Source organism: Runella aurantiaca (assembly GCF_003339505.1).
GTDB classification, from domain to species: Bacteria; Bacteroidota; Bacteroidia; order Cytophagales; family Spirosomataceae; genus Runella; species Runella aurantiaca.
This window is the reverse complement of sequence record NZ_QPIW01000001.1, coordinates 702988-716077: the sequence shown is the minus strand read 5'-3', so window position 1 is coordinate 716077 and position 13090 is coordinate 702988. Positions and strand designations below refer to the sequence as shown.

11 protein-coding genes are annotated in these 13090 nt (G+C 43.5%); 6 read left to right on the top strand and 5 right to left on the bottom strand.

What is annotated here, in order from left to right:
- Window positions 1-345 precede the first annotated feature (345 nt).
- Window positions 346-1044 (top strand): LytR/AlgR family response regulator transcription factor, encoded by a 699-nt coding sequence (locus tag DVG78_RS03010; protein ID WP_114459561.1) that lies wholly within the window; start codon window positions 346-348, stop codon window positions 1042-1044.
- Between the two features lie 61 nt (window positions 1045-1105).
- Here DVG78_RS03010 and DVG78_RS03005 read toward each other — a convergent pair whose 3' ends face one another.
- A complete protein-coding gene (locus DVG78_RS03005) occupies window positions 1106-1804 on the bottom strand; it encodes a hypothetical protein (protein WP_114459560.1) in 699 nt (232 codons plus the stop codon).
- 348 nt (window positions 1805-2152) lie between these two features.
- Here DVG78_RS03005 and DVG78_RS03000 point away from each other — a divergent pair, with 348 nt between their 5' ends.
- The 3 genes from DVG78_RS03000 to lon all read left to right on the top strand — a co-directional run bounded on the left by DVG78_RS03000 (window position 2153) and on the right by lon (window position 7208).
- The gene (locus DVG78_RS03000) at window positions 2153-2443 is read left to right on the top strand and encodes a co-chaperone GroES (RefSeq protein ID WP_114065966.1); all 291 of its coding nucleotides are present in this window, start codon (window positions 2153-2155) and stop codon (window positions 2441-2443) included.
- A gap of 118 nt (window positions 2444-2561) precedes the next feature.
- A complete protein-coding gene (gene groL, locus DVG78_RS02995; protein ID WP_114065967.1) occupies window positions 2562-4202 on the top strand; it encodes a chaperonin GroEL in 1641 nt (546 codons plus the stop codon).
- A 510-nt stretch (window positions 4203-4712) separates the two neighbouring features.
- A complete protein-coding gene (gene lon / locus DVG78_RS02990) occupies window positions 4713-7208 on the top strand; it encodes an endopeptidase La (protein ID WP_114459559.1) in 2496 nt (831 codons plus the stop codon).
- 96 nt (window positions 7209-7304) lie between these two features.
- Here the strand turns inward: lon and DVG78_RS02985 are convergent, their stop codons facing one another.
- Window positions 7305-8549, bottom strand: coding sequence for a pyridoxal phosphate-dependent aminotransferase (locus DVG78_RS02985; RefSeq protein ID WP_114459558.1), 1245 nt, complete (start codon window positions 8547-8549; stop codon window positions 7305-7307).
- 56 nt (window positions 8550-8605) lie between these two features.
- A complete protein-coding gene (locus DVG78_RS02980) occupies window positions 8606-9352 on the bottom strand; it encodes a DUF4290 domain-containing protein (protein ID WP_229598112.1) in 747 nt (248 codons plus the stop codon).
- Between the two features lie 140 nt (window positions 9353-9492).
- Between DVG78_RS02980 and DVG78_RS02975 the strand changes: the two genes are divergently transcribed.
- Both DVG78_RS02975 and DVG78_RS02970 read left to right on the top strand, forming a co-directional pair.
- Complete coding sequence (locus tag DVG78_RS02975; RefSeq protein ID WP_114459556.1) at window positions 9493-10515, top strand: hypothetical protein; 1023 nt, start codon at window positions 9493-9495, stop codon at window positions 10513-10515.
- 114 nt (window positions 10516-10629) lie between these two features.
- Entirely contained in the window at window positions 10630-11865 is a 1236-nt protein-coding gene (locus DVG78_RS02970) for a spore maturation protein (RefSeq protein ID WP_114459555.1), read from the top strand.
- Here the strand turns inward: DVG78_RS02970 and DVG78_RS02965 are convergent.
- The gene (locus tag DVG78_RS02965; protein ID WP_114459554.1) at window positions 11859-12410 is read right to left on the bottom strand and encodes a YceI family protein; all 552 of its coding nucleotides are present in this window, start codon (window positions 12408-12410) and stop codon (window positions 11859-11861) included. The genes DVG78_RS02970 and DVG78_RS02965 overlap by 7 nt on opposite strands.
- A gap of 6 nt (window positions 12411-12416) precedes the next feature.
- Window positions 12417-13037 (bottom strand): hypothetical protein, encoded by a 621-nt coding sequence (locus tag DVG78_RS02960; RefSeq protein WP_114459625.1) that lies wholly within the window; start codon window positions 13035-13037, stop codon window positions 12417-12419.
- Window positions 13038-13090: the final 53 nt, after the last annotated feature.

Here is a 13090-nt window from a genome sequence, read left to right as displayed (position 1 = left end):
ATCACAAAATTACACAATCTATTGATTTTCATTAAAATCAGGATATATTCGGTGGGGTAATGGATATAAGTTTACTTCGTACATCAAATATCTGCTATTTATTAATGAGTACACATTACGGTTCAAAGAGTACCCGTTTAGCTTTTTGAGATACTATGTTAATTATTCTAACTGATTTACTCCACGCAAATAACCGCAGCTAAACAAATTATAAAGCCCTCATAATTTACCGAATACATCCTTTACCATACCGATTATGTATAAATCAAAGGTTTTTGATTCACAGACAAAGTTACTATAGGTATATATTTTAGTCTTACCAATAAAACATCTAAAAGTTTACAGGTGGACTTACGCAATATCCTAATCGTCAATAACGATCCGATTTACGCGCTACAATTAAAAGAATTATTGTCTGGCCTTGGTTATACCGTAGTTGGTCATGTGAATACCTATCAAAAAATCCTTGATTTTATCAGTATCAACTATGTAGACTTATTAATCATCGATATTATGTTGGATAATGCCCCTATCGGTTTGGAACTCACCGAAGCATTAACTCTCCAAAACCTCCCTATTATTTTATTGACCAACCAAGACTCAAGTGAAGTATACCAAAAAGTGGCCACTTTTAGTCATATTTTGTACCTAGTAAAACCTTTTCACATCCACACACTCGATAGTATTATACGGATGTTGGCACAACACCCCACCCAAGAGCCTCAATTCATTCAAGGGAATTCACGCGGCGACTTCATTGCCATCAAAGACATCCTTTTTTTAGAAGTAGAACATACCTATACTTTTATACAAACAACAGCTCGTAGGTATGCTTTCAAAAAATCATTGACCCAACTCAAGTCGCTACTCCCAACGAATCGTTTTCTGCAAGTACATCGTAGTTTTTTGGTCAACAAAAAATTCATCGGAAAAATAGACATTGAAAAGAACATCGTTGAAATTGGCGGCTACACACTACCGCTAAGTCGCCGTATGAAACACGAACTCCTATCAAAAGGTGCGATTAAAAATTTACTAACTTAAATACTCTCTTCGTATTAGCCCGCAACTTTGCCTTACCCTACCAAATTTACTGAAGCTATATCTACGCCACATACTTCACAATCAGCCGTTTGGCAATCGGCAATAAAGTTTCCTGCACGGGATAGTCGGCGGGAGATTCGATGAGATAGGTAGCGGGGTTGGGCAGTTCACGTCGTTTTTTGATGAGTGTTAGCTTGAGGTTTTCAAAGGTTGTTGAAATACTTTTTCGAACGGTTTCGAGGTAGGTTGTTTGCACGCCCCTTTGTTCGCGGTGCTCAAAAAGCCGAATTTGGTAGTGATAAATGTCCGTTTCATGGCGGCGGGCACGGTACAGAAAAAGATACCCTTCTTTCAAATGCAGAGGCACAAGCCCCACGGGGGCAAACGTCAACTGGGCTTCAATATCGGCATACTGACTTCGCCCCTCTGTCAGCGTTTGCTGAAAAAGTGGCAGAGAATACTCTAAAATGCTGTCAATTTCGGAGAGTTGCTGACTTTCCTGAAATTTTTCATAAACAAATCGTTTTTTTTTGAAATCTACCCCAGTCACCTTTTTGGGAAAAGAAGCAACGATTTCGCTTTTCATATTTTTAAGTTGAGAGGCGGTTTCAAAGTGGGTCTGGACATCAGGCAAGTCTGGGAAAAGCCTTGCCTGACTAAAATTACCCTTAACATCCTGTAAATAAGCCAATAATAAGTACTTTTTATACTCAAAATCAATCCATCCTTCGGTAAGCCAATCTGTCGTTAAGGTTGCCATATACGTTCTTTTTAATATTGGTAAATCAGTAACAAGTTGTTAGTACTAAACCAAAAGCCCTGAGAAGAGTGTATTTTTCTAAATACTCAGTACTACAATCTAGCTATTCAAATCAAAATCCAATTTAGTAAAAAAACGAATACTGCCAAATAAACCACAACAAAAAGTTAGATACTGCCAATGATTATTCCGAACATGACAGACTTTACCCCTCAAAACCCCAAAAAACTGCAAAAATGGCAGAGAATTGTACTAATTAGTTGCTGGCATAGAAAATGATACCTTTGCCCTCGAAAAACTTATTAATAAGTTCCATAAATTTTAAACCAATTAAAACCCCTGATAACTATGTCAGCAGTTGCAGAAAAAGTAAATGTTAAGCCGTTGGCAGATCGCGTGCTAGTACAAGCCGCCCCTGCCGAAGAGAAAACCGCTTTTGGTATCATTATCCCCGACACTGCAAAGGAGAAGCCTCAACGTGGTACGGTAGTAGCAGTAGGTCCCGGCAAAAAAGATGAGCCCCTTTCCGTTAAAGTAGGCGATACAATTCTTTACGGCAAATATGCAGGTACTGAAATTACCGTAGAAGGTCAAGAATACCTTATTATGCGCGAATCTGACATTTTTGCGATTATCTAAGTTAGACGTTAATAGTTATCTGTTTGCATTGATTAACAAAATTTGGTTAATCTCCAGATAACTCATTACAGTTAACTAATAACAAATCAACCATTAACAATTAACTTATTTACAAGACATGGCTAAGAAAATATTTTTCGATATCGAAGCACGTGACAAAATTAAAAAAGGCGTAGACACTCTTGCCAACGCCGTTAAGGTAACGCTTGGACCTAAAGGCCGTAACGTTATCATTGACAAAAAATTCGGTTCACCTGCCATCACCAAAGATGGTGTAACGGTAGCGAAAGAAATTGAATTGAAAGATGCAATGGAAAACATGGGTGCTCAACTCGTGAAAGAAGTTGCTTCTAAAACGGCTGATGCTGCTGGTGACGGTACTACTACCGCTACTGTATTGGCACAAGCTATCTACACTATCGGTTCTAAAAACGTAGCTGCTGGCGCAAATCCAATGGATTTGAAACGCGGTATCGACAAAGCGGTTTTGGCCGTAACTGCCAATCTTGCTGAACAAGCTGAAAGCGTAGGCGATGATTTCAACAAAATCGCTCAGGTGGCTACTATCTCTGCCAACCATGACGAAGAAATCGGTAAAATGATTGCCGACGCCATGAAAAAAGTAGGTACTGAAGGCGTAATTACGGTAGAAGAAGCACGCGGAACCGAAACCGAAGTTAAAACGGTAGAAGGTATGCAGTTTGACCGTGGTTATCTTTCTCCATACTTCGTGACCAACGCGGAGAAAATGGAAGCCGAAATGGAGAAACCTTTCATCTTGATTTCTGAAAAGAAAGTTTCTTCAATGAAAGAATTGCTTCCTGTATTGGAAGGCGTAGCACAAACAGGTCGTCCGTTATTGATCATCGCTGAAGATGTTGACGGCGAAGCGTTGGCTACTTTGGTTGTGAACAAAATCCGTGGTGCATTGAAAGTATGTGCCGTGAAAGCCCCAGGCTTCGGCGACCGTCGTAAGGCTATGTTGGAAGACATCGCTATTCTGACGGGTGGTACAGTAATCGCCGAAGAGCGCGGTTTCAAATTAGAAAACGCTGATCTTCAGTACTTGGGTCACTGCGAAAAAATCATCATTGACAAAGATAACACAACGATTGTGAACGGTTCCGGCGATGCTGAGCAAATCAAAGCGCGCGTTAACCAAATCAAATCACAAATCGAAAATACAACTTCAGATTACGACCGCGAGAAATTGCAAGAGCGTCTGGCTAAATTGTCAGGCGGGGTAGCGATTCTTTACATCGGTGCGGCTACGGAAGTTGAAATGAAAGAGAAAAAAGACCGCGTTGATGACGCCCTCCACGCAACCCGCGCTGCCATCGAAGAAGGTATCGTAACGGGTGGTGGTGTAGCCCTTATCCGTGCCATCGATGCATTGGATAACCTGCAAGGTATCAACGAAGACGAAACTACGGGTATCAACATCATCCGTCAGGCGTTGGAATCACCACTTCGTACCATCGTGGCAAACGCCGGTGGTGAAGCTTCAGTGGTTATCAACAAAGTGAAAGAAATCAAAGGTGGATTTGGCTACAACGCTAAAAATGACACCTACGAAGACCTTTTCGCAGCAGGTATCATTGACCCCAAGAAAGTAACTCGTTTGGCTTTGGAAAACGCAGCCTCAATCGCAGGTCTGTTGTTGACAACCGAATGTGTTATCGCTGACGAACCAGAAGAAAATGCTGGTGCGGGCGCAGGTGGCCACGGACACGGCGGCGGTATGGGCGGCATGATGTAATCAATCATCATTTCCCGATGCAGTTTTACACAAAAGCCCTCATTCAACTTGAGGGCTTTTGTTTTTTCAATCACCTGCAACAACTCCTGTCGTTATATAAGTAAGACTTTAGGAGGGTATTTTACCCAATACTTAACAGCCAACTTCAAACGCTATTGTGATACACTCATACCTTAAAAGAGTGGCATGATTTTTTCTGATAATAGATATGAAAATCAATTCAAAGGTTTGCAGTTTTGCACTTTTTGGGAGAAGCGCCCATTTTAAAAAAGTAATGCTTACCTTTGTCATCTTTTATAACATTAGTCTTTCACCAATCTTATTACAACAAATTGAGCGTTATTCCACTCTATTCAGAGCCACCAAACTCCCCGACCGTCCATCTATATTTCTTCCTTCCTAGAGATATTCATTCATTTTAACTTATCGCGGGAAGCATCTCCTTTCTTTACAAGAAATTTTCATATATTTAATTTTCCAAACTTTACTGTCAAATTGACAGCCTGCCCTATGAATCTCGACCCAAACGAATTATATACACGATTAATGTTAGCCGAGTCTGATTTAGACAGTCTTGAAATCTTACCACTTGGCAGCCCTGACGGCGACGATGAACCCATCGAAATGCCAGAGGAATTGCCAATTTTACCCCTGCGCAACACAGTATTGTTTCCCGGAATGGTCATTCCTGTCACCGTTGGGCGGCAGAAATCTATTCGATTAGTAAAGAAAGCCTACAAAGGCGACCGCATCATTGGCGTCATTGCACAGCAAAACCAAGACAAAGCCGAGCCTACCAGCAGCGATTTGTTTGGCATCGGCACCATGGGCTACATCATCAAGATGATTACCTTGCCCGATGGAAACACCACCATTATTTTGCAAGGACGTCAACGTTTTCGCGTCAAAGATTACGTCCGCGAAGACCCCTATATGATTGCGAAAGTAAGCGCCATTGAAGATTTTTTCCCCAATCAAAACAAGAAAGAATCCAAAGCACTTATTCAAACACTGCGCGATTCGGCCCATAAAATCTTAAGACTCAACCCCGATATTCCGCAAGAGGCCCGCATTGCACTCGACAACATCGAAAGTCCCACGTTTTTGACGCATTTTCTGTCTTCCAATCTCAATGCCGAGGTGTCAGACAAGCAGGATTTGCTCGAAAAACCAACGATTCCGGAGCAAGCCACCAAATTGCTGGAATTGATGATGCGCGAAATCCAGATGCTTGAACTCAAACGCGACATTCAGTCGAAGGCGAGCTCTGACATTGACCAACAACAGCGTGATTATTTCTTACGGCAACAAATAAAAGTATTACAAGACGAGCTTGGTATGGAAACACCCGAGCGAGAGTTGGAAGATATTCGCCTCCGGGCCGCCAAGAAAAAATGGCCCGAATCGGTCAAAAAACATTTTGAGAAAGAATCTCAGAAACTACAGCGTATCAACCCAATGGCTCCCGACTACCCGGTCACACTCAATTACTTAGAGTTGATGGTAGACTTGCCGTGGGGAGAATTTACGAAGGATAATTTTGACCTTAAACGCGCCCAAAAGGTACTCGATGCCGACCACTTTGGACTCGAAAAAGTAAAAGAGCGCATCATCGAATACCTCGCCGTTCTGAAGTTAAAGAACAGCCTAAAAGCACCCATTCTGTGCCTTTATGGCCCTCCCGGGGTTGGGAAGACCTCCCTCGGAAAATCTGTGGCTAAAGCACTCGGACGCAAGTATATTCGGATGGCGTTGGGTGGTTTGCACGACGAAGCCGAAATTCGCGGACACCGTAAAACCTACATCGGTGCCATGCCCGGAAAGGTCATCCAAAACATCAAAAAATCGGGTTCATCCAATCCCGTTTTTATTCTCGACGAGATTGACAAAGTGGGTTCAGATTTTAGAGGTGACCCAGCATCGGCGTTGCTCGAAGTGCTTGACCCTGAACAAAACAATGCCTTCTCTGACAACTACTTAGAAGTTGAATACGACCTTTCGAAGGTGTTGTTTATAGCCACGGCCAACTCGCTCGAAACCATTCACCCCGCCCTGCGCGACCGCATGGAAATCATCGAGTTGACGGGTTATACGGTAGAAGAAAAATTGCAAATTGCCAAGAAATATCTTGTACCGAAACAACGCAAAGACCACGGCTTAGAAACCAAGGCATTTAGCGTGGAAGACAAAGCCATCATCAAAATTATCGAGCATTATACCCGCGAATCAGGGGTTCGGAATTTGGAGCAAAAAATCGGCGCGTTGGTTCGTAAAGTGGCAAAATCCATTGCTTTGGAAGAAGAATATCCCAAACCCATCAAATCAGAGCACATAGAAAAGCTGCTGGGTGCCGAGATTTTTGACAAGGATTTGTACCAAGACAATGACACCGCTGGTGTGGTAACAGGCTTGGCGTGGACATCTGTGGGCGGCGAAATTCTCTTTATTGAATCTAGCCTAAGTCGTGGCAAGGGTGGGTTGACCCTTTCAGGGCAACTGGGCGATGTAATGAAAGAGTCGGCTATCACGGCCCTTTCCTACCTCAAAGCACATTCCGATGCCTTAGACATTGATTACCGGGTATTTAACCACTACGATTTGCACATTCACATTCCAGCAGGGGCAGTGCCGAAAGACGGGCCTTCGGCGGGGATTACGATGCTGACGTCGATTGCTTCCATTTTCACCCAGCGTCGGGTGAAACCTCAACTCGCCATGACGGGGGAGATTACGCTACGTGGCAAGGTGTTGCCCGTGGGTGGAATCAAAGAAAAGATTTTGGCGGCGGCGCGCGCAGGAGTGACCGAAATCATCATGTGCCACAAAAACCGTAAGGATGTGGAAGAAATCAATGGGAATTACGTAAAAACGCTAAAATTCCACTACGTTGAAAACGTGGATGAAGTGCTCGCCATTGCCTTATTGCCCGAGAAGGTCAAGAAATCTACCCCCTTTATTTTTCCTGACGACACCCAAAAGCAACCAGTGCACGAAGCCGTGAATTGAAATATTTAGAGGAAGAGTAACATACTAAAAGAGGTCGTGACTGTTTAGCCACGACCTCTTTTAGTATGTTATGGACTAGTCTCCGACCCTAACTCGTTATACTAAATAAGCTTCAACGGGGCTTTCGGCATGAATACGTGAGTTGTCAAGAAATTGCTCAAGCCGATTCATGGCAATGGTCAATTCATCAACACTCGGCAAAGTTACAATACGAAAATGGTCGGGTTTTATGTAGTTAAAACCCGTTCCTGCCACAACCAACACTTTTTGTTCTACTAGTAATTGATACACAAAGTCTTCGTCATTCTTGAAGTCAAATTTGCGCAGGTCAATTTTGGGGAAAACATACAAGGCCCCTTTGGGCTTCACGCAGCTAATACCCGGAATAGCCGTGAGTCGATTGTAAATCAGTTCCATCTGCTTGTACAAGCGGCCCGTAGGCAACACCAAATCTTTGATGCTTTGGTAGCCGCCCAAGGCGGTTTGAATGGCGTATTGGGTAGGAACGTTGGCGCATAAACGCATACTTGCCAAAAAAGTCAATCCTTCAATGTAAGATTTTGCTTTGTGTTTTGCACCGCTTAAAATCAACCAACCACCGCGAAAGCCTGCTGAACGATAATTTTTGGAAAGCCCGCCAAACGTAACGCAAAGAGTATCCTGCACCATGGTGGCAACAGGATAATGAACCGCTCCGTCGTAAAGAATTTTATCGTAAATCTCGTCCGAAAAAAGTATCAGGCGGTGGCGTTCAGCGATTTCTGCGATTCGGCGTACTACATCCTTTTCGTAGACCGCTCCTGTTGGATTATTGGGGTTTATCATCACAATCCCTTTGGTGCGCGGGGTAATTTTGCTTTCCAAATCATCTAAATCAGGATTCCAATCACTTTGTTCATCACAAATATAATGAACAGGTTTTCCACCACTCAAGGCCACCGAAGTAGTCCAAAGGGGATAATCGGGCGAAGGAACCAGAATTTCATCGCCTTCGTTTAGCAAAGCCTGCATCGACATCACAATCAACTCACTGACCCCGTTGCCGATGTACACATCATTGATATCAACGCCTTTGATTCCCTGTGTTTGCGTATAATGCATCACCGCTTTCCGCGCCGCAAACAAACCCCGTGAATCTACATATCCCTGCGCATTGCGAATGTTGAGGATAATATCGTGAATAATTTCGTCGGGCGCGTCAAAGCCAAACGGGGCCGGATTGCCGATATTAAGATTAATAATCTTATACCCTTGACTTTCAAGCTCAAGGGCTTTTTCGTACACCGGGCCTCGAATATCATACCGCAGATGCTCAAGGCGTTTACTTTTCAGGATTTGCATAATCAGTAGTAGTCAGGAATCAGTAGCGAGTAGTGCATTGTACTCACTACCTCGAATTATCGTCGCCGATTGTTCTTGTTGCTTCTAAACTTATCGCGGTCACGGTCGCGATCTCGGTTGCGATTGTTATTAGGATTATTGTTGTTGTTGTTATTATTACGGTTGTTGCCCGTGTTGCCACTTCGTTCGCGGTTGGGGTTATTGCTGTTGAAACTTCCGCGATTATTTTGGAGATTTCGTTGGTAACGCTCCACGTTGGTTCCTTTGTCGCGCGGGGCAGATTCTACCAATCCGTTTTGGCGCAGATACGCCAACTCCTCTTTCAAACGCCCGCCAGAGACCTCATCCAACTGCGTAAATACGATATTATCGTCGGGGTTGTCTTTGTTCCAAGTGTTATAAAACGTCCGCATCTGACGAATCAGGTACGAAATAAAAGCCAGTTTTTCTTCTTTATCCTCGCAGTCGATCGCTTTTTGTACGAGCAAAAGCAAATTTTTTCCGTACTGTTTATACCGAATATTCGACTGGTTGTAGGGTACACGCAGGGGTTTTTTGCCCACCGCTTCGGGCGAAGGCGGGGCAAAAGGACTATCTACATCTAACTTAAAATTGGTCATGATGTACAGATCATCCCACAGTTTTTGGGAATAATCCTGACCATCACGCATATTAGGGTGAATTTGCCGCATTAATTCGACCAAGATGTGGGCATAAAGATTACGCTTTTCGCGGTCTTGCAGGTCGACGAGATAGTCAGCTAATTTTTGGACGTTGCTTCCGTATTCTTTCAATGGAGTCAATATTTAATAACAAAGCAAAGTTACGAAAAATCAAGATACTTTGGCAAAATGAGTCGCTCGTCGTAATTTTGAAACTTCGTTTTTTTTCAATTAATAAAAAAAGCGTTTAAAAACCAACGGATAACCAATCACTCCTTCCAATGAGTAAAAAAGTAGATGTCAGTATTGCGTTTTATGGAAAGCCTTATCAGGCAATTGTTACCATTAAAACATTAATGAAGTACAGTGGTCAGCACATTGACAAAATTTATCTTTCTCGCGAACGTCTCCAACCGCACAACGACTACATCGGCATCTTCAAAATTATTGATTATTTCCGTAACTCCGACGTAAAGTTAGTCATTCAACATCCTCATTATTTCTTAGGACTTGGGGTATCTGATTATGAGCGCGCCAAAACCGACATGCGTTATCGCCAAAGCATCATGTACCAGTACCCGCTCGAGATGACCGACAAGAAGTACCTCTGCGTCATGCACAACGATATGTTATTTTATGGTGACATGATTGGTGATATGCTGAAAGAATTTGAAAAAGGGCCCGAAAACCTCACCGGGGTAGGCTCCATCGGACAGTGTTGGAGTTGCCCAGCTGGGCCAGATTGGGGCAATAAATGTAATTCTAAAAAGTTTGAAGAATACGTTCCGACGCAGGAAGAGGCCATTGCCCTGGCCGAAAAATACCCGACCCCCCGCCAAGACATCCAATTGAGAGTACTCAAAGCAGGGCGCGTTCATATCCTGCCCGAATGTCGGCTCAACGAATATTGCGCCATGATTGACGTCGATAAATACCGCAAGGAAACCCTCCCTCAGGGAGACATCGGCTGCTACGGCGGCGGATGGCGCGGCGTTGATACGGCCACGGTTTGGTCGCACGATATGTACAGTCGTGGCTATACGTTCCAGCATTTAACCCTCGAAGATTATACTCGTCACGCCGCATTTGATACAACAGGCAGTGGCACAAAGGCCAATTCTAGCTCAGAAACCTACTGGAATGCCGAGAAAAATGCCGAGAAATACATCGTCGAGAACTACGGCCCGATTAATTTCAGCCCTTACCTCACATTGGCCAACACCTACGATGCTTTTAAACGCAAAGCGTGGCTGGGTCTGATTCATTCGGTGGGCTTTGCCAAAAAATTGGTAGGAAAGCAGTAGTTTGTTTCATAATAGCGCACGCAAAGACGCAGGACAGTCAGGCTTTTTTTGGGCCGCTTCCCGTCTTTGCGTGATTTTTTTATATTTTTAGGTTTCCTAACCTTCTCCCGCCCCATGGCCCTTAATTACATCTGGATTGGATTTTTTCTTATTTCTTTTACAGTTGCTTTGATTAAATTCATTTTTTCAGGCGATACTGAAATCTTCAAGTTGATTGTCGAAGGCATGTTTGATTCTGCTAAGGTCGCCGTGATGGACATTGCGCTACCTTTGGCTGGAGTGATGACCTTCTTTTTAGGATTGCTTAATATCGGAGAAAAGGCGGGTGCTATCAATTTTCTTGCCCGAATCATTGGCCCATTTTTCCATCAGCTTTTTCCAGAAGTACCTAAAAACCACCCTGCTAACGGCCAGATGATTATGAATTTTTCGGCCAATATGCTGGGGCTTGACAATGCCGCAACGCCTTTTGGTTTGCGCGCCATGCAAAGTCTTCAAGACCTAAACCCTACCAAAGAGACCGCCAGTAATGCCCAAATCATGTTTTTGGTCTTACACACGTCGGGATTGACCATTATTCCGCTGGGTGTGATGGCCCAACGCTCCATCTTGGGTGCGCAAGACCCGTCCGACATTTTAATTCCGTGTCTGATTGCTACCTACATCGCCACAGTCGCCAGCATCATTATCACTGGATTTTGGCAGCGTATCAACCTTTTCAATCGAATCTTTATTGGCTGGATAGGCTCGATAACCGCGATATTAGGGCTGCTTTTGTGGTATTTATCTACGCAAACGAAAGAACAGCTCGAAATCATTTCAAAAGTGGGCGGTAATTTGATTTTGTTACTCATCGTGGTAACATTCTTGCTCGGAGGGCTCCGCAAAAAAATAGACTTGTTTGGCACTTTTGTTGATGGCGCTAAAGCTGGTTTTGAAACATCGGTCAAAATCATTCCTTACCTTGTCGGAATGTTGGTGGCCATCAGTACTTTCCGAAATGCGGGCGTAATGAACTACTTGGTAGAAGGCTTAAAATACCTGATTGCGTTGACTGGCATGAACACCGATTTTTCTGATTCATTGCCCGTAGCATTGATGCGCCCCATCAGTGGCAGTGCATCGAGGGCGCTGATGATCGACAGCATGAAGCAGTTTGGTGCAGACTCATTCGTGGGACGATTGTCGTGTATGTTTCAAAGCTCTGCCGATACCACTTTCTACATTGTTGCGCTGTATTTTGGCTCAGTAGGCATCAAGAAAACCCGCTATGCCATTGTTGCGGGACTAATTGCCGACTTTATAGGAGTAACTGCGGCAATTTTGCTCGCCTATTTGTTTTTTCACTGATTTACATCAAATACGAAGGTAAACTTAACGTTGATTTCTTCCTTGATAGACGTTCCCAAAAGCGAAGGAATGAGAATATTGTATTCTTTGAGATTAACAGGAAATGCCCCTTCTACTTTCATTTTATTTCCCTTGAGAGAGGTCTGAGCATTAACACTGATTTTTTTGCTGACCCCATGAAAAGATAAATTGCCAACAATGGTCATTTTACCCGCGTTTGCCACGATAGAATCTCCCGTAAAACTAACCCTCGGAAATAGCAATGCTTCTATTTTTTCCATTGCATTGGAGTCACGATTGGAATTCCGGCTGTCAAAACTAACCACTTTTGCCGAAGCCGCAACCGTCATAATCTCCTGTTTGTCAGGATTATAATTTATTACGCATACCACTGAGTTCGATTTGGCCGTCCAGTTGTGCAATGGATGAAAACCCTCATAACTTACCGAGGACTGGCTGGGAAGCGCAAATAATTTTACGTTTGAAAAAGTCGTTTTTTCTCCAAAGTACCAGAAAAAACCAATTAAAATAGCAATGAGCTTCATACACTTTTACTTAAATTTTAGACTTACTACACTCACAGTCATTGCCGCAAATGTGGTATATGCGGCGGCCCGATGGTAGGGTTTTAGGGAAGGATTATCGGATATTTTACGGGCCAATACGTTGGTAGCAATCATGCCCGAAAGATGTAAAATGGCCAAACCACGGTGAAGCTTCACGCCACTGAATCCCTTTCGACGTACCATTGGTGGAGGCGCCGTAAGTGAAAGCAGCGCCGCCGTAGTGTAGGTGATATTGATTCCCAAAGCCATATTTTCATGGGAATTTTTGAGTGAGGAAGAATAATTGCGGTACAACTTGGCCCCCAGAAACCCCTGCCCCACCATGCCTGCCAATGTCGTAAGCCCCACAAATCGGTGAATTTTCAGCATATTTCGCCTGATTTTGAGCTCACTCTGCCTGTTTTGAATGGTCAGTGGTCGCCAATTTCGGACTAACCCTCTACTTCCCCACACTGCTCGTTGTGTGAAGAGCATTTTGGAAGGTAGTAAATCTGGTAATTGATTTACGCCAATATCGGCTAGAAGGGTGTCTGTTTGGGTTAGTTGTGCCCAGCAAAAACTATAAGTGCCCAAGGTGAGCCAAAGCCCAAAAACGATAATTTTCATCAATGACGTTTAGGTATATATTTCTATCTACCATTTACGAAAAAGATGGATAT

Excerpts from the sequence above, each read along its gene's own strand:
- DVG78_RS03005 (WP_114459560.1), bottom strand. The coding sequence starts at position 1,804 with ATGGCAACCTTAACGACAGATTGGCTTACCGAAGGATGGATTGATTTT.
- DVG78_RS03000 (WP_114065966.1), top strand. The coding sequence starts at position 2,153 with ATGTCAGCAGTTGCAGAAAAAGTAAATGTTAAGCCGTTGGCAGATCGC.
- groL (WP_114065967.1), top strand. The coding sequence starts at position 2,562 with ATGGCTAAGAAAATATTTTTCGATATCGAAGCACGTGACAAAATTAAA.
- lon (WP_114459559.1), top strand. The coding sequence starts at position 4,713 with ATGAATCTCGACCCAAACGAATTATATACACGATTAATGTTAGCCGAG.
- DVG78_RS02985 (WP_114459558.1), bottom strand. The coding sequence starts at position 8,549 with ATGCAAATCCTGAAAAGTAAACGCCTTGAGCATCTGCGGTATGATATT.
- DVG78_RS02975 (WP_114459556.1), top strand. The coding sequence starts at position 9,493 with ATGAGTAAAAAAGTAGATGTCAGTATTGCGTTTTATGGAAAGCCTTAT.
- DVG78_RS02970 (WP_114459555.1), top strand. The coding sequence starts at position 10,630 with ATGGCCCTTAATTACATCTGGATTGGATTTTTTCTTATTTCTTTTACA.
- DVG78_RS02965 (WP_114459554.1), bottom strand. The coding sequence starts at position 12,410 with ATGAAGCTCATTGCTATTTTAATTGGTTTTTTCTGGTACTTTGGAGAA.
- DVG78_RS02960 (WP_114459625.1), bottom strand. The coding sequence starts at position 13,037 with ATGAAAATTATCGTTTTTGGGCTTTGGCTCACCTTGGGCACTTATAGT.